Below are 23,223 nucleotides of genomic sequence, written 5' to 3'. Positions count from 1 at the left end.
CCTAGGCGGCGGCTACGCTGGCTCGCAGTCCGGTCGCGACGGGGCGACTGGGTGTCGGAGCGGAGGAGCCGGACGATGGGCGATGCGCAGCGCGGGTACGCACGGGTCGTGCAGTCGGAGGTGTACCGCGCGGGCGTGGGCGGCACGAAGCCGGCCGTGCCGGTCGATAACACCGCGCTCGAGCAGGCCGCGCGCAAGGCCGTCTCGGCCGAGGCGTTCGCGTACCTTGCGGGCGGCGCGGGCGGCGAGGCGACCATGGCGGCGAACCGTGCCGCCTTCTCACGCTGGCAGGTGTGGCCGCGGGTCCTCCGCGACGTCGCGGAGCGCGACCTGTCGATCGAGCTGCTCGGCAAGCGCCGCGCGACCCCGTTCATCCTGTCGCCCATTGGCGTCGCCGAGCTCGCGCACGCCGGCGCCGACGTGGCCGTCGGGCGCGCGGCATCCGAGCTCGACGTACCCTACGTGCTCTCGAACCAGGGGTCGCGGCCCATGGAGGAGGTCGCCGCCGCGATGGGGGAGGGCTCGCGGTGGTTCCAGCTCTACTGGAGCGCGTCCGACGAGCTCAACGCCTCGTTCCTGCGCCGTGCGGAGGCGGCCGGCTGCGAAGCGATCGTCGTGTGACGCTCGACACGCACCTGCTCGGCTGGCGCACGCGCGACCTGGATGCCGCGTTCCTGCCGTTCACGCGTGGCCAGGGCATCGCGCAGTACACGAGCGACCCCGTCTTCGCCGAGCTCGTGCGCCAACGCGTCGCCCGCACCACCGGGCCGGGGGAGCGGCCGCGCGTCACGCCGACGCTGCTCCGCTCCGCGTTCTCGATCGCGCGCTCGGCCGTCGGCACGAAGCTCGTCGACGGCGGCGTGCGCGACGCCCTGCGCTCGCCGCTGCCGCGCGCCGCGGTGGAGACGTTCCTCGACGTGTTCTCCGACCCGAGCCTCACCTGGGACGACCTCGCCCGCCTGCGCGAGTGGACGTCGCTGCCCGTGCTCCTCAAGGGCGTGCTCCATCCCGACGACGCGAGCCGGGCGCTCGACCACGGCGTCGACGGCGTCGTCGTGTCCAACCACGGCGGGCGCCAGGTCGACCGCTCGGTCGCCACGCTCGACGCGCTGCCCGACATCGTCGAGCGCGTCGCCGGCCGCGTGCCGATCGTGCTCGACAGCGGCATCCGCGGCGGCGCCGACGCCGCCATCGCGCTGGCGCTCGGCGCGACGGCCGTCGGCATCGGACGCCCGTACGCCTACGGGCTCGCCGTCGCCGGACAGGTCGGCGTGCGCGAGGTCGTGCGCAACCACATCGCCGAGCTCGACCTCACGCTGGGGCTCGCCGGCCACCGCTCGGTCGCCGAGCTCGGACCCGAGATGCTGCGGGCGGCGGGCTGAGCGGGCGGCGGGCTGACGCGGACGCCCGCGGCCCCGCGCCGATCACGGGTGGTACTGGCTCGAGAACACGTCGTTCAGCGTCACCGTCGTCAGCCCGCGGTCGACGATGATGGAGCGGAGCTGGTCGAACACTGTCGTCACGGGCTTCCAGTTCAGGTGCCCGATGATGATGTGCTGCGGCAGGAACCACTGGTTCGCGAGCTCGACGATCTTCTCGGGCGGGAGCTCGGCCGAGTCCGACAGCGAGCCGTACCAGAGCGTCGGCACGGTGTAGCCGAGGCCGGCGGCGACCGCGTCGACCCGCTCGTCGTGGAAGCCGAACGGCGGCCGGAAGTACGGCCGCGCGTCGACGCCGAAGGACTCGCCGATGAAGTCGTGCGTCCGCTGCAGCTCGTCGGCGATGCCCGCGTCGTCGAGGGTCGTGAGGTCGGGGTGCGACCACGTGTGGTTCGCGAGCTGCACCTGCCCCGACGCGATGAGCGGCGCGAGCGTGCCGACGTTCTCGTCCCACGCGAAGTAGGTGCCGGTCACGAACATCGTCAGCCGGATGCCGGTGGCGGCCGCGAACGCGGCGTACGCGGCGATGACCGCGGCGTCGGTGCCGTCGTCGATCGTCCAGGCGAGCAGCGAGCCCTCGCCCGGGAGTCGATCGATCGTCCCGGACGGCGCGGGGACCTTCGCGATCGACGGTGCGCCCTGCGGCGGCACCGCGGGCGGCGGTCCGGCCTCGACCGCGATCGGCGGCGGGGCATCCGGCATCGTGGGCTGCGGCGCGGGCCCGGTCGACGTGGTCGTCTCGCCGACGGCGACGGGCGTCGCGCACGCCGACAGGGCGGCGAGCGCCGCGGATGCGCCCACGGCCAGCGCCGCGCGTCGTGTCAGGTCTCCCATGCGTCCTCCCAGGCGTCCGTGGGCTACTTCGTCAGCGTCCGCACGAGTGCGACCGCCTCCTTCGGCGAGACCTCGGGCAGGTACGCCCGGCCGATCGCGACGCCGATGGTCGGCAGTGCGAGCGGATCGGGGTAGGCCATCGAGATGGTCTCGTAGTCGGGATTGAACTTGGCCTTGAACCGGAACAGCGACGAGAACCCGTAGGCGGGCTCGAGCGTGCGTCCCAGGAACTCGAGCAGGCGCGTCATCGCCGTCGGCTCGGGCGGCTCATCGCCGGCGGCGAGCGGCTTCGTCGCGAGCGGCGCACCCGACAGGCTCAGGACCTCGTGGCCCTCCTCCTTCATGTGCAGGGCGGCCGACGCGATGAGGAACTCCATGATGCCGTTCATGCTGTGGTCGGTGCGCCGCATGAAGTCGATCGTCCAGCCGACCACGTCGCCATCGCGATACACCGGCAGCCAGCTCGTGATCGCCTGGATGCGGCCGTCGGGCCCGACCGCGAGCATGAGCCGCACGTCGGGATCCTTCAGCTCGTCCATGCCGCCGAGCGTGAAGCCGATCTCGGGGAGCTCCTTCTCGGAGACCCACTCCTCGGAGATCGCGGTGATCTCGGCGACCGTCGGCCGTGGGAGCCCGTCCCACGTCGTCCACACCGTGGTCATGCCCTCCTTGATGCCGCGGTTCAGCGCCTGGCGCACCTTCTGCCACGGCTTGCCCGTGAGCTCGAGGCCGGTCGTCCGCACGAGCGTCTCCTCGCCCACCGACGTGTGCTGCCAGCCGAGCTCCTCGAACACGGGCAGGTACTGCGGGTGCACGCTGTAGAACACGGGCAGCCAGCTGTTCGCGTCGCAGAACGCGGCGAACTCGCGGATGACCCGGCCGGCCTCCTCCGGGCGGCAGATCGGGTCCGACATCGTGATCGCGATCCCGGTGATGACGCGGTACGCCACCGCCGACTCGCCGTCGGCACTGAACCAGGGCACGTTGCCCGGCCAGGTGCCCATGAACCCGAGGGTGCCGCCGCCGTTGCGCCGGATGATCGCGCGCAGCTTCAGGCGGTCGGCGAAGCCGAGCTCGGCCTTCGTGTGCCGCATCAGCCGGATCGCCGCGACGATGAAGATCGCCCAGAACAGCGGCCCGACCACCTGGTAGGCGATGCTCGTGAGGTCGTGCGCCGGGATCACGATCGGGTCGACCACTGCGAGGAAGTGCGGCGGCACGAACCGCTTGAGCGTGTCGACGAGCAGGTCGACGGGGCTCGCCGCGGGCCAGTACTCGCCGATCGTCGCGAACCCGATCGCGTAGTACGCCGCCGCGAGCACGACGAACGAGACGACGACCGTCGTGACGAACCGCGCGAAGGAGCCGCGCGGCGAACGGACCTGGAAATGCCGCCGGGTCACCGTGAGCATCACGATGATGCCGATCGGCAGCGCGAGCACGGCCAGCGCCCAGACGATCAGCTCGCCGATGTCGAACACCGTCCAATCGCCGCTCTCCACGTCGGCCGTCGTGACCGTGACGTCGAACGCCGTGCGGGCGAACAGCAGGATCGCCACGTTCACCGAGATCGCGAGCCAGCGGGCGAAGCGGCGGCCGGCGCGCAGTCCCCACGCCGCGAGCAGGAGCAGCAGCACGGGCACGAACGAAAGCAGGAACATCCCGAAGCCCTGCGAGCTCAGCACCGCGAGCTGCTTCAGGCACTCTTCGGTGACGGCGGATGCCGCGGCCCCGCACTGCGAGATGACCACGTCGATGTCGACCGGGTCGTCGTCGTAGAGGTAGGAGCCGAACCCGAACGGCGTGAGCTCGGTGCGATTCACGAACGCGACGATCGGACCGATCGCGGTCACCGCGACGACGGCCGCGACGAGCGTTCGGGTCTCGGCGTGCGAACTGCGGCGGGCCCGGAGCGTGGAGGCGTCGCGCGTGAGGAGCGCCCCGAGGAACAGGCCGACGATCGCAGCGATGAGCCGGTAGACGTTCGACGAGTCACCGTCGTAGAGCACGAACACGAGGATGAACGCGAACGTCACGATCCGGATGCGGCGTCGCCACAGGACGCCCATGAACGCCGTCGAGGTGATGAGCGCGCCGACGATGCCCGCGAGCGGATCGAGCGTGAGGTCGGCGGACGTGCCCGTCGCCCACCACTCGCCGTACAGCGACCCGAACCACTGCAGCCACGTGCCGAGCGCGACCCCGAGGATGCCGGTCACGAGGAACGCGACGATCGCGCGCCACGTGCCCATGCGGCGCTCGGCGATGCCGAGCAGCAGGAACGACAGCACGACGCCGAACACGAGCTGGAACGGGTCGAACGGGATGAACAGGGCCGTGACGACGGTCCACCACTGCGCCCCGTCGATCGTCGTGACGACCCCGGCGGCCCAGGCGTTCGCCGTGGCATCCGATGCCTCGCCGACGATCGTGCCGGTGACGATGGAGGTGACGAGCAGCAGCACCGCGAACGCGATGCTGAAGGGCACGCGCCGCGCGAAGCCCGCCAGCGTCTCGCCGGTCGTGCGCAGTCGCCCCTTCGGCTCGACGTCGGTGATCGTGGGGTCGGTCTCGGTCACGGGGCCGCCAATCCGAGTCGTGGGTAGAGGACCTCGAATCCCTTGTCGAGTCCGCCGAGCAGGCCGCTCACGCCGTGGTCGGCGTCGGGCACCAGGTAGAACGTCGTCTGCATGCCGGCCTGCAGCGCGGCATCCGACAGCCGTTGCGCGCCGGGAGCGAACGTGCCGTCGTTCGCGCCGACGGTGAAGATCGCCACCGTGTTCGGATACGGCGCCTTCTGCGCCATGATCGTCGACGGCTTCACGGCGTCGTAGGCCGCCTGGTCGCCGTTGAACACGGAGGCCAGCACGTCGGCGGGCTGCTCGGCGCCCTGGTACTCCGTGGGCGACACGGCGAGGAGGTTTCCGAACACCTCGGGGTACTTCGCCCCGAAGTACGCGGCGCATTGCCCGCCGTTCGAGTAGCCGGCGACGGTGGTGAACTGCGGGCCCTGCAGCACGTTCAGGTGCGACTTCGCCCACGGCACCACGTCCTGCATGAGGTACGTCTCCACGTGGCCCATGCTCGTGTCGAGGCAGAGCGGATCGACGTTGGGATCGCCGAGCTGGTCGACGACGAGCGCGATCGGCGCGAGGCCCTGGTTGCGCGACGCGAAGTCGTCGAGCACCTGGGCGATGAACGATGCGTCGGGATCGCCCGGCTGGCCCATCATCATGATCACGAGCGGCAGGCGCGGCGGGTCGTCGACGAGCGCTGCGGGCGGCAGGTACAGCTCGGCGTCGCGCGCGGCGAACCCGGACTGCGTGTTCGGCACGCCGCCCTCGGGCGTGCCGACGCGCCCCTGCTCGGGCATCCCGGCGGGCGGCGTCCAGGTGAGGTAGAGCGGCTCGGTCGGGTCGGCCGACGGGCTCGCGTTCGGGTCGTCGAGGTCGATCGTGCCCGCCGTCGAGATGCCGAGCAGGGCGCCGAGCGTGCGGTCGAGGCCGTAGGCGGCGTTGATGCCGAACAGGGCCGCGAGCGAGAAGATCGGCACCGCGAGGATCGCGATCAGCTTGCGCCACCAGCGGGAGTACCAGAGGTTCCAGATGGCGAGCGCGCAGCCTGCGAAGGCGCCGGCCACCCAGAACCAGACCTCGGGCAGGATCGGCCCGGGGATCGCGCCGAGCACGTTGACGCTGACCCAGAGGATGCCCGCGCCCACGAGGGCGCCGACGATGAGCACGACGATGGCGGTGAGCACCCACGACCAGCCGGGGCCGCGGCCGAGCAGGTAGATGAACACGGCTGCCGCGATGGCGTACACCGTGTACAGGAACGGTCCGTCGACGATGTTGACGTCAAGCAGGAAGTTCCACACCGTCGCCCCCCTCGGACACCGGACGTGATGGGGCACAGCGTAGCGCCCGTAGGATGGTGGAACCGTGTCGTCTCCGGGCAATTCGCCCGATCCCCGCACCATTGGAGCCACCGTGGCCGCACCCAGCCGTCTCGAGTCCGTCATCGCCCTCGCCCAGCACCGGGGCTTCGTCTTCCAGGCCGGCGAGATCTACGGCGGTTCCCGGTCCGCGTGGGACTACGGACCCCTCGGCGTCGAGCTGAAGGAGAACATCAAGCGCCAGTGGTGGCGCACGATGGTCACGAGCCGCGCCGACGTCGTCGGCCTCGACTCGAGCGTCATCCTGCCCAAGCAGGTGTGGGTGGCATCCGGTCACGTCGGCGTCTTCACCGACCCCCTCGTCGAGTGCCTGCACTGCCACAAGCGCTTCCGCGAGGACCACCTCATCGAGGCCTACGAGGCGAAGAAGGGCCGCGAGCCCGAGAACGGCATGGCCGACATCGTGTGCCCGAACTGCGGCACCCGCGGCCAGTGGACGCCGCCGCGCGACTTCAACATGATGCTGCAGACGTTCCTCGGGCCCGTTCAGGACGAGTCCGGCCTGCACTACCTGCGCCCCGAGACCGCGCAGGGCATCTTCACGAACTTCGCGAACGTGCTGCAGGCGTCGCGCATGAAGCCGCCGTTCGGCATCGGCCAGATCGGCAAGTCGTTCCGCAACGAGATCACGCCTGGCAACTTCATCTTCCGCACGCGCGAGTTCGAGCAGATGGAGATGGAGTTCTTCGTCGAGCCCGGCACCGACGACGAGTGGTTCCAGTACTGGGTCGACCAGCGCTGGAACTGGTACGTCGACCTCGGCATCGACCCCGAGAACCTGCGGCTCTTCGAGCACCCGAAGGAGAAGCTGTCGCACTACTCGAAGCGCACGATCGACATCGAGTACCGCTTCGGCTTCCAGGGCGGCGACTGGGGCGAGCTCGAGGGCGTCGCGAACCGCACCGACTTCGACCTCTCGACGCACTCCGAGCACTCCGGCAAAGACCTCTCGTACTTCGACCAGTCGAAGAACGAGCGCTGGGTCCCCTACGTCATCGAGCCCGCGGCGGGCCTCACCCGCTCGCTCATGGCGTTCCTCGTCGACGCGTACCACGTCGAGGAGGTGCCGAACGCGAAGGGCGGCACCGACAGCCGCACCGTGCTCCGCCTCGACCCGCGTCTCGCGCCCGTCAAGGCCGCCGTGCTCCCGCTGAGCCGCAACGAGCGTCTCTCGCCTTTGGCCCGCGACATCGCCGCCTCGCTGCGCAAGCACTGGAACGTGGACTTCGACGACGCCGGCGCGATCGGCCGTCGCTATCGCCGCCAGGACGAGATCGGCACCCCGTTCTGCGTCACGGTCGACTTCGACTCGCTCGACGACGACGCGGTGACCGTGCGCGAGCGCGACACCATGGGCCAGGACCGCGTGCCGATCGCGGAGCTCGAGGGGTACCTCGCGGCGCGCCTGCTCGGCGCGTAGCGGGGCGGCGCGTCTTTTCGTTCCGCCCCGGCGGCGTCGCACCGAGGTGCTCGGCGGCGGAGTTCCTCTTCGCGGAACCGGTTGATCGGTCGATCCGGCCACAAGTCGACAAATCGACTCCTCGACACGTCGACTTGCTGACAAGTCGACTGATCGACAAGTCGACGTGTTTACCGGTTCTGCGGACGGATACTCCCGCGCGAATCAGGCGATCTAACGAGATTCAGGCAGCAAGCATCGGTTTCTGCCTGATCGCGGACGTTTGCCTGAATCGGGAACTGGGTCCACGCCCAACGCCGCGCTCCACGCGCACAACGTCGGTCAAGGACGCCCAAGCGGAGCCGCGGCGCGCGGGCTCCGCGGCTGCGGCTCCGCGCCAAGCTACGCGCGCAGCGCCGCCCACTCGCGGCGGAGGATCCCGTAGACCGCGGTGTCCTGCCACTCGCCGTCGTTGAACTCCTCCTCGAGGAGGGTCGCCTCGCGACGCATCCCGAGACGCTCGCAGAGGGCAGCGGATGCCGCGTTCCGCGCGTCGAGGAAGGCCTGCACGCGGTGCGGGTTCAGGTGCTCGAACGCGAAGTCGCGCACCGCGGTCGCCGCCTCGCGGGCGTAGCCGCGGCCCTGGAAGTCGGGATGCAGCACCCATCCGAGCTCGAGCTGCGCGTGCTGCACGCTCGAGACGCGGATCATGAAGTCGCCGATCAGGCGGTCACGGTCGGCCGGCACCGGTCCGTCGGCGGCGGCAGCCGGCAGGATCGCGGCGAGGAAGACGAAGTCCCCGTCGGCGGCGAGCATCCGGCCGGCGGCGCGGCGCGCGGTGTGGGCGTAGGCCTCGGCCCGCTCGCGCATCGGCCACGGCAGGTAGCGGAGCACCTCGGGGATGCGCTGGTACTCGTACACCTCGGCCGCGTCGGATGCCTCGAGCGGCCGCAGCACGAGCCGCTCGGTCCGGAGTGGCTGCTCGGTCAGCGTCGCGGCGTCGAACGGGAACCGGAGGGCGGGCGGTCCGTCGGCGGCCGCCGCGGCGGGGCGCTCGGGATCGGCGAGCAGGTCGGAGGTGGACTTCGCTCCGGTCACGAGGCGTCGGCCTGCTCGGCCCGCCCCGCGGCATCCGTCGATGCGGCACCAGCCGAACCGGGCGTCGACGAAGGCGTCGCCGAAGCATCCGCCCGCACCGCCTGCGCGCCCGCGTCGGGCTTCACGCCGAAGAGCGCCTCGAGCCCGTCGATCCAGGCGGCCTGCTCGCCGGCCCGGGCGAGCTCGCGGGAGCGCACCATCGGCGTGTGCAACAGCACGCCGGCCATGTGGCGCAGGGCGGCCTCGGTGCGTCCGTCGTCGTCGCCGCGGGACTTCGCGCGCTCGATCTCGGCGTCCATGAGGTCGAAGACGTGGCGGCGCAGGGCGACGACGGCCGGCGCGAGGTCGCGCTCCTCGCCGGTGTCGCCGAACGCGCGGGCGTCGTGGTCCACGATCGCGCGCGCGGCATCCGTGGCACCCAGCTCCTCGAGCGGCGCATGGATCTTGATCGTCTCGAGGTCGAGCAGCTCGACGCCCGGCATGTCGACGACGTCGGGGGCGACGTTGCGGGGGAGCCCGAGGTCGATCACGAGCTGGCGCGACTCGGCGGCCGAGGCGGGGTCGGCGGCCGAGGCCACACCGGGCAGTGTTGCCACGGTGCCGGCGGATGCCGCGAGCTCCTCGCGTCCGACGGCGATGAGCGCGCGGTCGACGACGTGGTGCTCGGCCGTGGTGCAGGTCACGATGATGTCGGCGTCGGCGGCCGCCGCGGCGAACTCGCCACCCGGAACAGCGGCGATGCCGTGGTTGGCCGCGAACTTCGCGCCGCGACCCGAGGGCGAGTGCACGCGCACGTCGGTGACGCCGCGGTCGCGGAGGGCTGCGAGCGAGGCACCGGCGAACCGGCCCGTGCCGACGAGCAGCACGCGGGTCTGCGCCCAGTCGGAGACGCGGCTCTCGGCGAGGTCGAGGGCAAGGCGCACGAGCGAGCGGCCCTCGCCGCCGATGCCGGTCTCGTTCTTCACGCGGCGGGAGGTCTGCGAGGCGCGCTGGAAGAGGCGCTCGAGCTCGGGGGTCGTGGTGCCCTCGGCGCGCGCCTGCTCGAGCGAGCGGCGCACCTGGCCGGCGATCTCGCCCTCGCCGACGACGACCGACTCGAGCCCGGAGGCGACGGAGAACAGGTGCCCGGCCACAGCGTTGCCGTGCACGAAGCCGAAGGTGGTGCGCAGCTCCTCGGCCTCGAGCCCCGCGACCGTGCCCACCGCGCGGATCGCCTCGTGCACCGCGGCGACGGGCGAGGCGCCCTCGGGGGTGTCGAGGTCGAGGTAGGCCTCGAATCGGTTGCACGTCGCGACGACGACCGCGCCCTGGAGCGAATCGTGGCCGCCGAGGATGCGGGGTGCGGCGTGCTCCGCGTTCGCCGAAAGACGCTCGAGCATGTCGAACCCGGCGTTCTTGTGACTCGCGGTGAGGCAGATGAGCACGAAGGGGATTCTACCCGCCGTCGAACGGGGGTTCGAATCAGGGTGGACGCTGAACGACTCGGAAGCCGAGGACTCCTCAGCGGCGATTCGCGGACGCGGCGGCCTGCATGGCCGGCGTGATGATCGGGATCGGCGCCGTGAGCGGCGGAAGCTCGAGCCCCTCGGACGCGAGGGCCGTTCGGTGCATGGCCTTCCAGCTCCGGACGGTCGCGTAGAACGGCGCGTCGGCGAGCGCGTACCGGCCCACCCGGTCGGACGCGAGGATGATCGGGAGCTCGATGCTGTGCCCGTGGTGGCGGATGCGGAGCGCCGCGACCTGCACCTTCGAGCCGCCGACGACCATCGTGTCGGCGCGGATCGTGCGCACCTCGCGCCACGGGAAGTGCGCGGCCCGGCGCGGACGGCGACCGCCGTTCCAGAACGCGATGCCGAGCTCGTCGACCACGATCGAGTAGCGCGCGCCGAGCCGCACGCGCTCGTCGGCCAGCTCGTTGAGGCGCTGCCCGAGCAGCCGGCTCCGGATGCCGCAGCTGAGCTCGCCGCGGACGGACGACTCGAGCGCGGTGCGACGGGCCCGGGTGCGGGTCGCCCGGCCGAGGTGGGCGATCGCCCAGGTGACGACCACGATCGCGCCGATCCCGACGAGGATCATGGCGACCCGGGTGGTGGGAACGGGCGGCATGCTCGGCACCTGCTGCTCGAGCATCGGGGTGCCGGCCACGATGCCGGCGACCACCGCGACGGCGGCGAGCGCGACGAGGACGGTGAGGCTGACACGGTGGGCGGCCGGGTTCATCGGCCCCCTCCGCCCCCCGCCGTCAGGTGCCTTCGCCGCATCCAGGCAGCGCGACGAATGGTGGACCTGGTGTTCGAAACGATCGGGGACACGTCGTTCTTCTTCTCCGTGGGGGGCGGAGGCGCGCCTGCGACGGCACGTCGTCGTGCGGGGAGACACGACGTGACCGACTGTATCGTGCGAGCGCTCTCATGCAACAGGGGGGAATCGCGTGTCATGGTGCCGGTCGACGCGCGAATCCGTTCTTGACGAGGAAGCCTCAGTCTCGTTCCGCCGCGAAGCGGAAGCGGCCCGGCGAGGGTTCAGAGCGCCTTCGAGAACGCCACCCGATGCTCGCCAGGCCCGTCGTAGTCCCGCCACGCGCGCACGCCGTCGAAGTCGGTGTCGCCGGATGCCGCGAACCCGAGTGCGGCATGGAACGCCTGCGATCGGCGGTTCGGCACGCCCGTGATGGCGTCGACGCGGTGGCATCCGTCGGCGCGCGCTTCGGCGAAGAACACCTCGTAGAGCGTTCGGGCGAGGCCGTTCCCGCGCAGGTCGGGACGCACCCCGACGAAGTGGACGTACGCGACGCCGGGCTGCGCGTGGGAGCGGAACCCGATGAGGAAGGCGGCGAGCCCCGCGGCATCCTCGGCCAGCAGGCTCGTATCGCTGAAGTGCTGGAAGAACAGCGGCGGCAGGAGCAGGGGCAGCGGCGTACCGGGCATGCCCCACCACTCGGGGATCGCGTCGACGACAGCGGCGTGGTCGGCGACGCGCGGCCGGCGCAGCACGGTGCCGGGCGGAAGCGCGGCATCCGCCGGGAGCTCGATGGGCGGCTGCAGCATCCGTGGTTCGCGGGCCATGCTCGATCCTCCCAGCGAGCGGCCGCGGATCACAGCCCGACCGACCGCCGATCACAGCCCGACCGGCCGCAGGGCGGGACGCCCAGCCCGATACGCGACAATGTCACGCGTGATCCTCTCGCCGCAGCATCCCCTGTCCGCCGGCCTCACGGGCGACTCGCGCCTCGTGCGTGCCTACCGAGGGGAGCGCAGCGACACCACGCCCGTGTGGTTCATGCGCCAGGCCGGGCGCTCGCTGCCCGAGTACCGCGACCTGCGCGTCGGCACGCGCATGCTCGACGCCTGCCTCGACCCGGCCATGGCGAGCGAGATCACCCTCCAGCCGGTGCGCCGGCACAGGGTCGACGCGGGCATCTTCTTCAGCGACATCGTGGTGCCGCTGAAGCTCGTCGGCGTCGACGTCGAGATCCAGCCCGGCCGCGGCCCGGTCTTCGGGCGCGGGTACGCGGATGCCGCGGGCGTCGCCGAGCTGACGGCGGTCGACCCCGCACGCCTCGACGAGGCATCCGGCCCCATCACCGAGGCGGTCGCGCGCACGGTCGCGGAGCTGAACCGCACGCCCCCTGAGCCCGTCGAAGGGGGTGGGTCCGCTTCGACGGGCTCAGCGACCGCGACCGCGACCCCGCTCATCGGCTTCGCGGGCGCGCCCTTCACGCTCGCGGCGTACCTGGCCGAGGGCGGCCCGTCGAAGGATCACCTCGCCGCCCGCACGCTCATGCACGCCGATCCGGGCGCCTGGCGCGCCCTCATGGACTGGACCGCCGAGCTCACCGGCCGCTTCCTGCGCACCCAGGTGCTCGCGGGCGCCTCGGCCGCGCAGCTCTTCGACTCCTGGGCGGGCGCGCTCTCGCTCGCCGACTACGAGACCCACGTGGCCCCCGCGTCGGCGAAGGCGCTCGCCCACGTGCACGACCTCGAGTACCAGACTGCGGATGCCGCTGGCGCCGCCGTGACCCGCGCCGTGCCCGTCGTGCACTTCGGCGTCGGCACCGGTGAGCTGCTCGGCGCCATGCACGGCATCGGCGTGGACACCGTCGGCGTGGACTACCGCGTGCCGCTCGACGTGGCCTCCCAGCGCGTCGGCGGCGACGTGCCGCTCCAGGGCAACCTCGACCCGGCGCTGCTCGCGGCCCCGTGGCCCGTGCTCGAGGCCGCGGTGCGCGACGTGCTCGCCCGTGGTCGCGTGGCGCCGGCGCACGTCTTCAACCTCGGCCACGGCGTGCCGCCCGAGACCGACCCCACGGTGCTCACGCGGGTCGTGGAGCTCGTGCACGAGGCGGGCGCATGACGGACCCCGAGAGTCGCGACGCCACCGGGGGTCGAGTCGCGCCCGGCGAAGGATCCGGTGGTCGAGTAGCGCCCGGCGAAGCATCCGGTGGTCGAGTAGCGCCCGGCGAAGCCGGACGCGTATCGAGACCCGACGCCGACGTCACCGCCGACGTCATCGTCGTCGGCGCCGGCATCGCGGGCCTCGTCGCCGCGCTCGAGTGCGCGAAGGTCGGCCTCCGGGTCACCGTGCTCGAGCGGCGCGCGTCGATCGGCGGATGCGTCGGCCGCATCGAGCTCGACGGGCTCTCGCTCGACAGCGGGGCCGAGTCGTTCGCGACCCGCGGCGGCACGGTCGCCGAGCTCGTCGAGTCGCTCGGACTGTCCGACGCGGTCGAGTCGCCGAACGCCGCCGGCGCCTGGCTCGTGTGGCCCGGATCGGGCCGCCGCCTGGACGCCGCGCCGCTGCCGCGCACGGGCATGCTCGGCATCCCCGCGAACCCGCTCGGCGACGACGTGCGCCGCATCATCGGGTGGCGCGGCGCCTGGCGCGCGTATGCCGACCGCCTCATGCCGATCCTCACGATCGGCCGGGCGCACAGCCTCGGGAAGCTCGTCCGCAGCCGCATGGGCGACGCCGTGCTCGAGCGGCTCGTCACCCCGATCTCGGCGGGCGTGTACTCGACGAACCCCGACGACCTCGACCTGGACGTCGTCGCGCCGGGCCTCAACGAGGCGATGACGCGCACCGGTTCCCTGTCGGGCGGCGTCGGCCAGCTCGTCGAGGAACGCCGCGCCGGAGGCGCCGTGCAGGGCCTCCGCGGCGGGATGCACACGCTCGTCGACGCGCTCGCCGCGCAGCTCGAGCGCTTCGGCGTCGACGTGCGCACCGGCCCGGAGGCGACCGACCTCGAACGACTGGGCGGAGGAGGGGCCGCGTCGACCGGATGGCGCGTGCGCGCGACCGCGCTCGCCGCACCGGCGGAGCCCTCGGCGACGGGCGAGGTCCTCGTCGCGGGCGAGCCCGTCGACGCGGAGCCGCGAGAGCTCGTGCTGGACGCGCCGTACGTGATCCTCGCGGCGCCGGCCGACGCCTCGCGCCGGCTGCTCGATCAAGCTGCGCTGGGGTGGTCGGACGCCGCGGACTGGCCGCGCGCGGCATCCGTCGAGCTCGTGACGCTCGTGCTCGACGCGCCCGCGCTCGACGCGGCACCGCGCGGAACCGGCGTGCTCGTCGCCGCCGGCACGCCCGGCGTGACCGCGAAGGCCCTCACCCACTCGACCGCGAAGTGGTCGTGGCTCGCGGAACTCGCCGCCGGGCGCCACGTCGTCCGCCTGTCGTATGGGCGCGCCGGCGAGGCGAACCCGCTCGACGGCCGCACCGACGACGAGGTCGCGGAGCTCGCGCTCGCCGATGCGGGCGCCCTGCTCGGCACGCCGCTCGACGCCTCGATGCTCCTGGCGTCCGGCCGCAGCGCGTGGCGCGACGCGCTCTCGCAGGCGACGATCGGCCAACGCGATCGCGTGCGGGCGCTCGAGGACGTCCTCGCCGCCGAGCCCGGCATCGAGGCGACCGGCTCGTGGGTCGCCGGCACGGGCCTGGCGTCAGTGATCCCGCACGCGCTCGAGGCGGCACGCCGCATCCGCCACCTCGCCGTGAACCCCGGCGACGCGCCGGACACGGCCCGGGAGACGCCGAGGGACCGCTCGACGGGCGACGCATAGCCGGAACGGCATACTTTCTCCGCAACCCCCTTGCGCCACTTCGCTCGGGGTCTACGCTGGAGGGGTCGCTGTGGTCATCCAACGGCCGGCCGCAGGGGGAGATGGGGTGCATATGAAGGGCAAGGTCCTCTTCGTCGTCGGGCTCGGCGTGGGCTACGTGCTTGGCACGCGCGCCGGACGCGAACGCTACGAGCAGATCAAGCGCGCGGCCGAGAACGTCTGGAACGCGCCGACGGTGCAGCAGGGCGTGGGCACCGTGAAGGAGTTCGCGATGAGCCGCGTCGGCGACCTCAGCGACACGGTGCTCGACAACGTGAAGGGGCTCATCGGCAACGCCACGAAGAGCTCCGGAGCGAGCAAGGCCGACGTGAACCGTGCAGCACGCAGCGCGAAGGAGAACATCTCGAAGGCCGCGACCGCCGCACGCTCGGCGGTCGACGACGCCGCCTCGAAGCTCGAGGACGCCGTCGACGGCGCCGCCGAGGTGGCATCGAAGTCCGCTGCGTCGGGCACCTCGACGTCGGGCTCGTCGAGCTCGAAGTCGACCGGGAAGGGCGACTCCTCGTCGCGCGGCTCGACCACGTCCGGCTCCTGACCCCCGGAGGCGATCATGTCAGCACCGTCGAACGACGATCGTTCGCTGTTCACCCTCGTCGGCGAGCTGCCCGACCGGGTCTCCGACCTCGTCCGCGCCGAGCTCGACCAGATCAAGGCCGAGATCAGCTACAAGCTCAAGCACTTCGGCATCGGGTCGGGCCTCTTCGCCGCCGCGGCGGTCGTCGGCATCTTCCTGCTCTTCACGCTCATCGTGGCGGCGATCTTCGCGCTCGCGCTCGTGATGCCGGCCTGGGCCGCCGCGCTGACGGTCTCGGGCATCCTGGTGCTGATCATCGCGATCCTCGTCTGGATCGGCGTCGTCAACTTCAAGCGCGGCAGCGAGCCGCTCGAGTCCATCGAGAGCCTGCGCAAGGACCTCGACGTGGTGAAGGGAACGGGCGAGTATGACCGCGACTGACGCCGGCAAGGTCAAGGGGCGCGACGCCAAGACGCGCCAGCGCAACCTCACGCGCCTCGAGGCGCGCGCCAACTCCGAGCGCGCCCGCAAGGAGTTCGCCGGCACGCTCGACGCGCTCGAAGACAAGCTGAACGTGCCCAAGCAGGTGCGCATCAAGACCGCGCGGGCGAAGGTCGAGTTCCGCCGCTTCGCGAAGGAGCAGCCGGGTGCGGCGATCGCCACCGGCGTGACCGTCGCCGCGGTCGTCGGCGTGGCGGTCTGGCTGATCGTGCGCGCCGTCGTCTCCGACAATTGATCCCGACGAGCGGATGCCGCGATGTCGCCGCTCGACGCCACGGGCGCTGAAGCCGTGCATCCCGCGCCGACGGCCGTCGAGCGCGTGGCCGACGCGGTGCGCGCCGAGATCCTGAGCGGCGAGCTCCCGGCCGACGCTCCGCTGCGCGAGGAGGCCGCCGCCGCCCGCTACGGCGTCTCGCGGCACACCGTGCGCGCCGCGTTCCAACGGCTCGTGGCCGAGCGGCTCGCCGTGGCCCTGCCCTACCGCGGGGTGCGCGTGGCCAGTTTCGACCGCGACACGATCGTGGCGCTCCAGCAGCTCCGCGCCGCGCTCGAGGTCGAGGCGGTGCGCATCGCGCGGCAGCGCTACGGCAGCGACTGGCCGGATGCCGTGCTGGCGCCCGCCCGCGACGCGCTCGAGCGGCTCGGGGCATCCGCCGACTGGCTCGAGGCCGAGCGGGTGCACGCGGACTTCCACCGGGCGCTCGTCGCGGCATCCGGGAGCCCCCGCATCATCGAGGCGCACGCCGCGCTCGGCAGCGAGCTGCTGCTGTTCCTGCTGCACGTGCGACCGCACTACACGATCGAGTCGCTCGTGGTCGAGCACCGCGACCTGCTCGACGCGGTGCAGTCCGAGGGCCCCGAGTCGGTGCGGGAGCACCTCGAGCACTCCACGCGCCTGCTCGTCGAGGACTGACGCCGCGCCCGGGCGTCCCGATCGAAGGAGATCGACATGACCGACGATTCCGCTGCGGCATCCGGCGGGGCCGCACCCGGCCGCCCTGACGAAGCCGCGACCCAGGCGTTCGCCGACCGGGTCTTCGGCTCGGTGCTCGGCGCGATCGAGCTGCTGAGCATCCACCTCGGCGATCGGCTCGGCTGGTACCGCGCGCTCGACCAGTCGGGGCCGCTGTCGTCGACCGAGCTGGCCGAGCGCACGGGCACCGTCGAGCGGTACGCCCGCGAGTGGCTCGAGCAGCAGGCCGTGAACGGCATCCTCACCGTCGACGACGCGGATGCCGCGGCGCCCGCGTCCGAGCGCCGGTTCGCGCTGCCCGCCGCCCACGCCGAGGTGCTCACCGACGCCGCGTCGCTCGACTACCTGGCGCCCGTCGCGCGCATGATCACGGCGGCCGGGATGCGGGCCGCGTCGCTCGTCGAGGCGTACCGCGGCGGTGGCGGCGTCACGTGGGAGCAGTTCGGCGACGACGCCCACGAGTCGCAGGCCGACGTCAACCGGCCCTGGTTCGAGCGGCGCCTCGGCGACGCCGTCGCGTCGGTCGCCGAGCTCGACGCCGTGCTGTCCCGACCCGGCGCTCGCATCGCCGACGTCGGCTGCGGGCACGGCTGGTCGACGCTCGCGCTCGCCCGTGCGTACCCGTCGGCGCGTGTGGTCGGCATCGACGTGGACGAGCCCTCGATCGCCGCCGCGCGCGAGAACGCGGAGGCCGCGGGGCTCGCCGATCGGGTCGAGTTCCGGCTGGCGGGCGGCGAGGAGCTCAGCGAACCGGGCGCGTTCGACGCCGCCTTCGTGTTCGAGGCGCTGCACGACATGCCGCGGCCCGTCGAGGTGCTGGACGCGATGCGTCGGGCCGTGCGCGACGATGGCGCGGTCGTGATCATGGACGAGGCGGTCGCACCCGGGTTCGCCCCCGACGGCGACGACGTCGAGCGGCTCATGTACGGGTACAGCATCCTCATGTGCCTGCCCGACAGCCTCGCGACGCCGGGCTCGGTCGGCACCGGCACGGTCATGCGCCAGTCCACGCTCGAGCGGTACGCGACCGGGGCCGGGTTCTCGCGCATCGAGGAGCTGCCGATCGAGGGCTTCGCCCTGTTCCGATTCACGCGGCTCGTGCACTGACGGGCGGCCGCGGCATCCGCTGCGCCATTTCGACGTGGTCTGCGCCCGTACAGGTGGCGCGATGCGCGTGGACGTGGCGCGGCGGCGGCCCGGACACCGCCGGAGTAGGCTCCGGCGCGTGGGGAGCGAGGCGGCGGAACGCATCTCGCCGATCGACGCGGCGACGCTGGGCATCAGCGTGCACGGCGGCCAGCCGTACTTCATCACGCTGGCGGGCGTCCTCGGTCCGGGCGAGCACGTCGACGTGGCCGGGCGACCGGATGCCGCGGCGATCCGTCGGCTGCTGGCCGGCCGCATCGGGGCGGTTCGGGGGCTCGCGCAGCGTGCGGCGCTCCGCGACGGCGCGTGGTGGTGGGAGCCGCGCGATCCCGACCTCGCGGCGCACGTGCGGGTCGAGGAGCCCGGGCCGGGAGCTCGCGGATTCGAGGCGGTGTGCGGGCGCCTCCTGATGCGGCCGCTGCCGCCCGATCGCCCACTCTGGGAGATCGTGCTCGTGCCCGGCGCCCGCCCCGGCGGCTGCGGCATCGTGATCCGCTTCCACCACGTGATCGCCGACGGCGCGCACGCGGTGGCGCTCGTCGAGGGGCTCTTCGACCCCGCCGAGGACGACTCTGCGAAGCCGCCCGGCGGACCGGCGGCGAGCCCGACGGCCGCCCCAGCCGCAGCTCCGGCCGCCGCCCCGAGCACGGCCCCGACCGCGCCTCCGTCCCGCCGGCCGTCCCGCACCGCCGTGCTCGCCTATCGGATCCACCAGTTCGTGCGCCCGTGGATCCGCTCGCGGACGCTGCTCGGCCCGCTCGGGCCGCGCCGCGACGCGGCCGGGGCATCCGTCGACCTGGAGCGACTGCATCACGCGGCGCACGCCGCCGGCGGCACGATCGGCGACGCGTTCCTCGCCGCGGTCGGACGCGGACTCGCGCACGCGATGCGCGCGGCGGGGGAGCGCGTGCCGGCGACGATCACGGTCTCGCAACCCGTGCGCCTGGCCTCGCGCGACGGACAGCTCAATTCGGTCGGCGTGATGATCGTGCCGGTGCCGCTCGGCGGCACGATGCCCGACGCGATGCGGCGGATCGCGCGCACGACGACCGCGGCCAAGCCGGTCGCGCGCGCCGCGGGCACGGTCATCCGCTCCCCGAGGGCCGCGCGCGGGTTCGACGCGTTCGCGCGGCACCAGCACCTCATCGCCGCCGTGGTGTCGAACGTGCCCGGCCCGAGCCGCCGGCTCGCGCTCGCGGGCTCGCCGCTCGTGGAGCTGCTGCCGCTCGGCCCCCTCGCGGGGAACGTGCGCATCGGCGTGACGGCCGCGTCGTACGACGGGCGCTTCTGGCTCGCCGTCGTGACGGACGCCGACCACGTGATCGGGGCCGCCGAGGTCGCCGACCGGATTGCCGGCGCGCTCGACGAGCTCGGCGCCTGACGCCGGCCCCCTTTTGGCCGATGGGGCCGGAAGGGGGAGACTGGAGGCATGTCTTCCCCCGCTGCCGAAGCGGCAGCCGACGCGCTCCAGACCGATTCCACCGCCGAGCAGTCTCCCGAGGGCTACACGGTGTTCGTCGTGCTCCGCAAGGACCCCGCACGACCCGACGACCTCGACGGACACGACGTTCCCCGATTCGTCGAAGAGCTCGACGGGGTCATCGCCCTCGTCGAGGACGAGGACGTCACCGTGCGCGGCATCTACGACGTGTCGGGACTCCGCGCCGATGCCGACGTGATGCTGTGGCTGCACGGGCCCACCGCGGAGGGCCTGCAATGGGGCATCCGCCAGCTGCGCCGCTCGCGCCTGTTCCGCGCGCTCCTGCCGACGTGGAACGCCATGGGCGTGCACCGCGACGCCGAGTTCAACAAGGCGCACGTGCCCGGCTTCCTGCGCGGCCTCGAGCCGAAGCAGTGGCTGACGGTGTACCCGTTCGTGCGCAGCTACGAGTGGTACCTCCTGGCGCCCGAGGAGCGCGGCCGCATGCTCGCCGAGCACGGCCGCAAGGGCGCCGCCTTCCGGGGCGTCATCGCCAACACCGTCGCGTCGTTCTCGCTCGGCGACTACGAGTGGCTCCTGCCGCTCGAAGCCGACGAGCTCACCGACCTGGTCGACCTCATGCGCGACCTGCGCGCCACCGACGCCCGCCGGCACGTGCGCGAGGAGGTCCCGTTCTACACGGGCCGTCGCGTCACCACGGCCGAGCTCGTCGAGGTGCTGCAGTAATGGCGGCGGTCAACCTCGGCTCCACGGGCGCAGCGGATGCGGCGAGCACCGCGCATCGCGGTCGCAAGCCCGCCCCCGCGGCATCCGCACCCTGTGCACCCGGAGCGATCGTGCCGGGCGCGACGCCCGCCGCACAGGGCGGCGCCGAGCACGTGACGGAGCCCGTCGCCTACGACGCGATCCTCCTCGCCGGCTTCGGCGGGCCCGAGGGCCAGGACGACGTCATCCCGTTCCTGCGCAACGTCACGAGCGGCCGCGGCATCCCCGACGAGCGGCTCGAGGAGGTGGCGCACCACTACCGTCACTTCGGCGGCGTCAGCCCGATCAACGAGCAGAACCGACAGCTGAAGGCGGCGCTCGAGGCGGAGCTCGCGCAGCGCGGCGTCGACCTGCCGGTCCTCTGGGGCAACCGCAACTGGGACCCGTACCTCAACGACGCCCTCGCCGAGGCGAGGGAGCGCGGCTTCGCGAAGCTCATCGCCATCGCGACGAGCGCCTACAGCTCGTACTCGAGTTGCCGCCAGTACCGCGAGGACTTCGCCGACGCGCTGGCCGACACCGGTGCCGGCGACGAGATCCAGATCGACAAGGTGCGCCAGTTCTTCGACCACCCCGGCTTCGTGCAGCCGTTCATCGAGGGCGTGCGCGACGGCATCGCCGGCCTCGTGGCCGAGCACCCGGGTCTCGACCGCACGACCGAGGTCGAGGTGCTGTTCGCCACGCACTCGATCCCGTCGACGGATGCCGCGAAGTCGGGTCCCGCCGAGCGCGGGTTCGGCGAGGGCGGCGCCTACGCGGCCCAGCACCGCGCCGTGGCCGAGGTGGTCATGCGCGAGGCCGGCGCAACCGACGTGCCCTGGCAGCTCGTCTACCAGTCGCGGTCGGGGCCGCCCTCGATGCCGTGGCTCGAGCCCGACATCAACGACGCCATCGAGCAGCTTCCCGCCGAGGGGCGCAAGGCGGTCGTGATCGTGCCGCTCGGGTTCGTGAGCGACCACATGGAGGTGCTCTGGGACCTCGACAACGAGGCGCTCGAGACCGCGGGGGAGCACGGCCTCGCCGCCGTGCGCGTGCCGACGCCGGGCACCCACCCGGCGTACGTCGCCGGGCTCGTCGACCTCGTGCTCGAGCGCGTGCAGGGCACGCCCGTCGCCGACCGTCCAGCCATGACCGAGCTCGGTCCCTGGTACGACGTGTGCCGCCCCGGGTGCTGCGAGAACGTGCGCCTCGGCTTCCGTCCGGCGCTGGCGGGGATCGCGCCGTGAGCGGCTCGAACGTGATCCGTGTCGGCACCCGCGCGAGCGCGCTCGCCATGGCGCAGACGACCCAGATCGCCGAGCGCATCGCGAAGGCCGCCACGGCCGACATCGAGCTCGTGCCCGTGACGACCGAGGGCGACACCTCCCGCGCCTCGCTCGCGTCGCTCGGCGGCACCGGCGTGTTCGCCGCGGCCCTGCGGGAGGCGCTGCTGCGCGGCGAGGTCGACATGGTCGTGCACTCGCTGAAGGACCTTCCGACGGCCGACCACCCCGGCCTGCGCATCGGGGCGATCCCGAAGCGCGCCGACGCCCGCGACGCGCTCTGCGCCCGCGACGGCCTCGTGCTCGCCGACCTGCCAGAGGGCGCCCGCGTCGGCACCGGGTCGCCGCGCCGCATCGCGCAGCTCGCCGCCGCCCGCCCCGACGTCGTCGCCGTCGACATCCGCGGCAACGTCGACACGCGGCTCGGCAAGGTCGCCTCGGGCGAACTCGACGCCGTCCTGCTCGCGGCCGCGGGCCTCGGCCGGCTCGGGCGATCGGATGCCGCGACCGAGCTGCTCCCGCTCGGCTCGTGGCCCACGGCACCCGGCCAGGGCGCCCTCGCGATCGAGGTCCGGCGCGAGCGCGGCGACCGCGCGCTGGAGCGCGGGCTCGAGGCCGTCGACCACGCCACGACGCGCGCCACGGTGCTCGCCGAGCGGCTCGTGCTCGCGGGCCTCGAGGCGGGTTGCGCGGCCCCCGTGGGTGCAAGCGCGTTCATCGAGGACGAACTTCTGTTCCTGTCCGCGAGCGTGTACAGTGCCGACGGGACGCGGCAGCTGACCAGTTCGCATGCCGCCACCCCCGACAGCCGCTCGGCCGCCGATCTGGCGGACGCGGCCCGTGACGTCGCCGATCGCGTCGTCGCAGAACTCCTCGGCAACGGCGCCGCCGATCTTGCACCTCGTGAGGAGTCGCCGTGAGCGAATTCGAATGGACCGGCGCGATCGGACTGCCGTTCCACGACGGCAAGCCGCTCGCCGGATGGCGCGTGCTCGTGCCCAGGGGCGGACCCTGGGGCGACGGCGTCGCCGCTGCGCTGCGCGCGCGCGGCGCGACCCCGATCGTGGCGCCGATGATCAACTTCGCGCCCACCGACGACCAGCCCGCCCTCGAGGCGGCCCTGGCCAAGCTCGCCGGCGGCGGATTCGATTGGGTCACCGTCACGAGCGCCACCACGGTCGACGTGCTGGCGTCGTACGGCGCGGTCATTCCGGCCTCGACGAAGGTCGCCGCGGTCGGCGAGACCACCGCGGCCGCCCTCGTCGCGGCCGGCTACCACGCCGACATCGTCCCCTCCGAAGACAACTCCGCCCGCGGCCTGCTCGAGGAGTGGGAGGCGGCGACCGAGGGCGAGAAGGGTCTGCGCGTGCTCGCGCTGCGCTCCGCGATCGCGAAGCAGGTGCTCTCGATCGGGCTCGCCCGCATCGGCCACCACGTCGAGGCCGTCGTCGCCTACCGCACGATCGGCGTGCCGGTCGCGGCGAAGGTGATCGACGACGTGCGTGCGGGCAACGTGCACGCCGTGCTCGTCACGTCGGGCAGCGTCGCCGAGCAGGTGCAGCAGCAGCTCGGCCCCATTCCCGAGTCGATCCTCGTCGCGGCCATCGGCCCGCAGACGCAGCGGGATGCCGCGCAGATCGGCCTCCGCGTCGACGTCATTGCCCGCGAGCGCAGCGCCGAGTCCCTCATCGACGCGCTCGTCGAGGCGGCCACCGCGCGAGCCTGACGCTCCGCCCCGTCCCCTCTGGGTGACTCCCGCCACGCGCGTTCCCGTGGTGCG

At 72.9% G+C, this 23,223-nt stretch carries 22 protein-coding genes; 15 read left to right on the top strand and 7 right to left on the bottom strand.

The window, feature by feature from the left end; all coding sequences use genetic code 11:
* Positions 1 to 75 precede the first annotated feature (75 nt).
* Complete coding sequence (locus ACFVN5_RS01215) at positions 76 to 621, top strand: alpha-hydroxy-acid oxidizing protein (RefSeq protein ID WP_376952812.1); 546 nt, start codon at positions 76 to 78, stop codon at positions 619 to 621.
* Positions 618 to 1,382, top strand: coding sequence for an alpha-hydroxy-acid oxidizing protein (locus tag ACFVN5_RS01210; protein WP_376952811.1), 765 nt, complete (start codon positions 618 to 620; stop codon positions 1,380 to 1,382). Before ACFVN5_RS01215 ends, ACFVN5_RS01210 begins: the two co-directional genes overlap by 4 nt.
* Positions 1,383 to 1,424: 42 nt before the next feature.
* Here ACFVN5_RS01210 and ACFVN5_RS01205 read toward each other — a convergent pair whose 3' ends face one another.
* The 3 genes from ACFVN5_RS01205 to ACFVN5_RS01195 are packed head-to-tail and all read right to left on the bottom strand — an operon-like array spanning position 1,425 to position 6,150.
* A complete protein-coding gene (locus tag ACFVN5_RS01205) occupies positions 1,425 to 2,273 on the bottom strand; it encodes a polysaccharide deacetylase family protein (RefSeq protein ID WP_376952810.1) in 849 nt (282 codons plus the stop codon).
* A gap of 23 nt (positions 2,274 to 2,296) precedes the next feature.
* Positions 2,297 to 4,852, bottom strand: coding sequence for a rhomboid family intramembrane serine protease (locus ACFVN5_RS01200; protein WP_376952809.1), 2,556 nt, complete (start codon positions 4,850 to 4,852; stop codon positions 2,297 to 2,299).
* Positions 4,849 to 6,150: an alpha/beta hydrolase-fold protein gene (locus ACFVN5_RS01195; RefSeq protein ID WP_376952808.1), complete on the bottom strand. Its 1,302-nt coding sequence runs from the start codon at positions 6,148 to 6,150 to the stop codon at positions 4,849 to 4,851. The genes ACFVN5_RS01200 and ACFVN5_RS01195 overlap by 4 nt, the downstream gene beginning before the upstream one ends.
* Before the next feature lie 112 nt (positions 6,151 to 6,262).
* On the opposite strand from ACFVN5_RS01195, the gene ACFVN5_RS01190 reads away from it, so the two are divergent.
* Positions 6,263 to 7,648 (top strand): glycine--tRNA ligase, encoded by a 1,386-nt coding sequence (locus ACFVN5_RS01190; protein WP_376952807.1) that lies wholly within the window; start codon positions 6,263 to 6,265, stop codon positions 7,646 to 7,648.
* A gap of 381 nt (positions 7,649 to 8,029) precedes the next feature.
* Here ACFVN5_RS01190 and ACFVN5_RS01185 read toward each other — a convergent pair whose 3' ends face one another.
* From ACFVN5_RS01185 to ACFVN5_RS01170, 4 genes are all read right to left on the bottom strand, one after another.
* Positions 8,030 to 8,725: a GNAT family N-acetyltransferase gene (locus ACFVN5_RS01185; RefSeq protein ID WP_376952806.1), complete on the bottom strand. Its 696-nt coding sequence runs from the start codon at positions 8,723 to 8,725 to the stop codon at positions 8,030 to 8,032.
* Positions 8,722 to 10,149: a glutamyl-tRNA reductase gene (locus ACFVN5_RS01180; RefSeq protein ID WP_376952805.1), complete on the bottom strand. Its 1,428-nt coding sequence runs from the start codon at positions 10,147 to 10,149 to the stop codon at positions 8,722 to 8,724. Before ACFVN5_RS01180 ends, ACFVN5_RS01185 begins: the two co-directional genes overlap by 4 nt.
* Before the next feature lie 76 nt (positions 10,150 to 10,225).
* Entirely contained in the window at positions 10,226 to 10,945 is a 720-nt protein-coding gene (locus ACFVN5_RS01175) for a hypothetical protein (protein ID WP_376952804.1), read from the bottom strand.
* Positions 10,946 to 11,247: 302 nt separating this feature from the next.
* Positions 11,248 to 11,790 (bottom strand): GNAT family N-acetyltransferase, encoded by a 543-nt coding sequence (locus ACFVN5_RS01170; protein WP_376952803.1) that lies wholly within the window; start codon positions 11,788 to 11,790, stop codon positions 11,248 to 11,250.
* 100 nt (positions 11,791 to 11,890) lie between these two features.
* Here ACFVN5_RS01170 and ACFVN5_RS01165 point away from each other — a divergent pair, with 100 nt between their 5' ends.
* The 12 genes from ACFVN5_RS01165 (at position 11,891) to ACFVN5_RS01110 (ending at position 23,169) form a co-directional block, all read left to right on the top strand.
* Positions 11,891 to 13,078, top strand: coding sequence for a uroporphyrinogen decarboxylase (locus ACFVN5_RS01165; protein ID WP_376952802.1), 1,188 nt, complete (start codon positions 11,891 to 11,893; stop codon positions 13,076 to 13,078).
* Positions 13,075 to 14,781 carry a protoporphyrinogen/coproporphyrinogen oxidase gene (locus ACFVN5_RS01160; RefSeq protein ID WP_376952801.1) on the top strand — a complete coding sequence of 569 codons (1,707 nt, stop codon included), beginning with the start codon at positions 13,075 to 13,077 and terminating at the stop codon, positions 14,779 to 14,781. Before ACFVN5_RS01165 ends, ACFVN5_RS01160 begins: the two co-directional genes overlap by 4 nt.
* Positions 14,782 to 14,893: 112 nt before the next feature.
* Entirely contained in the window at positions 14,894 to 15,376 is a 483-nt protein-coding gene (locus ACFVN5_RS01155; RefSeq protein ID WP_376952800.1) for a hypothetical protein, read from the top strand.
* Between the two features lie 15 nt (positions 15,377 to 15,391).
* Positions 15,392 to 15,796, top strand: a complete 405-nt coding sequence (locus ACFVN5_RS01150; RefSeq protein WP_376952799.1) for a phage holin family protein — start codon at positions 15,392 to 15,394, stop codon at positions 15,794 to 15,796.
* Entirely contained in the window at positions 15,783 to 16,091 is a 309-nt protein-coding gene (locus tag ACFVN5_RS01145; protein ID WP_376952798.1) for a hypothetical protein, read from the top strand. The genes ACFVN5_RS01150 and ACFVN5_RS01145 overlap by 14 nt, the downstream gene beginning before the upstream one ends.
* A gap of 21 nt (positions 16,092 to 16,112) precedes the next feature.
* Entirely contained in the window at positions 16,113 to 16,769 is a 657-nt protein-coding gene (locus tag ACFVN5_RS01140; RefSeq protein ID WP_376952797.1) for a GntR family transcriptional regulator, read from the top strand.
* 36 nt (positions 16,770 to 16,805) lie between these two features.
* On the top strand, positions 16,806 to 17,936 hold the full coding sequence (locus ACFVN5_RS01135) for a class I SAM-dependent methyltransferase (RefSeq protein ID WP_376952796.1): 1,131 nt from the start codon (positions 16,806 to 16,808) through the stop codon (positions 17,934 to 17,936).
* 118 nt (positions 17,937 to 18,054) lie between these two features.
* Complete coding sequence (locus ACFVN5_RS01130) at positions 18,055 to 19,356, top strand: wax ester/triacylglycerol synthase domain-containing protein (RefSeq protein WP_376952795.1); 1,302 nt, start codon at positions 18,055 to 18,057, stop codon at positions 19,354 to 19,356.
* 48 nt (positions 19,357 to 19,404) lie between these two features.
* On the top strand, positions 19,405 to 20,142 hold the full coding sequence (hemQ, locus tag ACFVN5_RS01125) for a hydrogen peroxide-dependent heme synthase (protein ID WP_376952794.1): 738 nt from the start codon (positions 19,405 to 19,407) through the stop codon (positions 20,140 to 20,142).
* Complete coding sequence (locus ACFVN5_RS01120) at positions 20,142 to 21,407, top strand: ferrochelatase (RefSeq protein WP_376952793.1); 1,266 nt, start codon at positions 20,142 to 20,144, stop codon at positions 21,405 to 21,407. The genes hemQ and ACFVN5_RS01120 overlap by 1 nt, the downstream gene beginning before the upstream one ends.
* The gene (gene hemC / locus ACFVN5_RS01115; RefSeq protein WP_376952792.1) at positions 21,404 to 22,363 is read left to right on the top strand and encodes a hydroxymethylbilane synthase; all 960 of its coding nucleotides are present in this window, start codon (positions 21,404 to 21,406) and stop codon (positions 22,361 to 22,363) included. Before ACFVN5_RS01120 ends, hemC begins: the two co-directional genes overlap by 4 nt.
* On the top strand, positions 22,360 to 23,169 hold the full coding sequence (locus ACFVN5_RS01110) for a uroporphyrinogen-III synthase (protein ID WP_376952791.1): 810 nt from the start codon (positions 22,360 to 22,362) through the stop codon (positions 23,167 to 23,169). Before hemC ends, ACFVN5_RS01110 begins: the two co-directional genes overlap by 4 nt.
* The last annotated feature ends 54 nt before the right edge of the window (positions 23,170 to 23,223 follow it).

Origin of the sequence: Agromyces sp. NPDC057865, assembly GCF_042796995.1 — a bacterium.
In the GTDB taxonomy this organism is placed as follows: domain Bacteria; phylum Actinomycetota; class Actinomycetes; order Actinomycetales; family Microbacteriaceae; genus Agromyces.
The sequence above is the reverse complement of the archived record's forward strand: the minus strand, read 5'-3'. Positions and strand labels throughout refer to the sequence as shown.